This window comes from Nesterenkonia sp. E16_10 (assembly GCF_017347085.1).
Taxonomy (GTDB): domain Bacteria; phylum Actinomycetota; class Actinomycetes; order Actinomycetales; family Micrococcaceae; genus Nesterenkonia.
Genome location: NZ_JADPSA010000049.1, coordinates 1 through 1,223, shown reverse-complemented (window position 1 = coordinate 1,223; position 1,223 = coordinate 1). Strand labels below are relative to the sequence as shown.

1 protein-coding gene is annotated in these 1,223 nt (G+C 54.9%); it reads left to right on the top strand.

Going from position 1 to position 1,223, the window contains the following annotated elements:
- The first annotated feature begins 269 nt into the window (after positions 1–269).
- Positions 270–473 (top strand): hypothetical protein, encoded by a 204-nt coding sequence (locus I2487_RS14865; RefSeq protein WP_207172902.1) that lies wholly within the window; start codon positions 270–272, stop codon positions 471–473.
- The last annotated feature ends 750 nt before the right edge of the window (positions 474–1,223 follow it).

Sequence of the window (1,223 nt, the reverse complement as noted above, 5' to 3'; positions counted from 1 at the left end):
CCCAGGAACTCAATGATCGACCACGGAAAAGACTAGGTTTTCAGAAGCCGATCGAACTGATCGAAGACCTCCTGTTGCAATGACCGCCAGAATCCGCCGCCCGGCTTACGGGCAGGCTATTTCCGCTACTTGGATAGCATGGCGCAATGCGAGCCACTCCGACGGTGCACTCAGAACCTCTGTGGGATCAGAGGTCACCGACCTACCGAATCGACATCTGGCACCGGCCCACCACCGCCAATGACTCTTGGGCTTTAGAGGCATACGTCTTGGAAGAGGCCGAAGACATCAGAGAAGTCCTCGCGTGGGTGGACGACCACGTCTCGGAGGGTCAGGTCGTGGAAGTCTTCGTTGAGACTGATAACGAATCCGTTGGTTCCTTTGAGACTCCTCGAAAGACTCCGCTCGTCAGAATTCTAGGAACGAACCCCAACGACAACGAGTCGTTCTTCGCTTCTTTCCGGAAGGTGTAGTTGCGAAGGAGGGCGGGGATTGCTCGAAGCCTTTTTAATTCGTGCACATCGGCCTGCTCCATGAAGATCGTGGGCTCACCACGACGACCGTTCAACCCTCCGCTATCGTTCCTTTTTCTAATCTCAGGCGGGTCGTGTGCCTACCCAGTGATGAGTCTCCGGTTTCCGTGAGGACTCACTGCGATCGCTAAGAAGAGCGCCCCTAGAGGACTAATGAGCCGTCTGGTTATTCAGCTCAGAGTTGTGCTTGTAGATAAGAGCTAAGTAAGACGCTATCGCCAACGCGAGCACAAGGAATCCGACCCAGTACATCGACTGAGTCGCCAAGTATGCAGCAGTGCCCCCTATGGCGCCTCCACCGAGCAGGAGATAGAACCAGGCGCGTCCCTCGCTCTTTGGAGGGGCACCGAAGTACGGGATTCTGTCATTCGGGTTGGCTCTGCGTCTCTCTCGACAAGCGAGCAGCCACAAACAGGTTCCGAACGTGATGGTCAGCGTAACGATGAAAGGCCCCATACCCTTATGACACCCTAATTTTGGGGCACGTCCAAAAAAGCAATGGTGCATTCGACGTGTCGTTGTCGGGTCTGCTGACGGTTCAATTGACCCTAGGCTTGGGGTTGCTGCATCTGGGAGGTCCTCGCTGAGGGTTCCTTGGGTTCTTGCGGTGATTGCAACACTTAGTAGATGGGTGTTGATATGACGGGCTACTCGATCTTTGTGAGACCGGATCTTCTCCAGGTGTTCTGG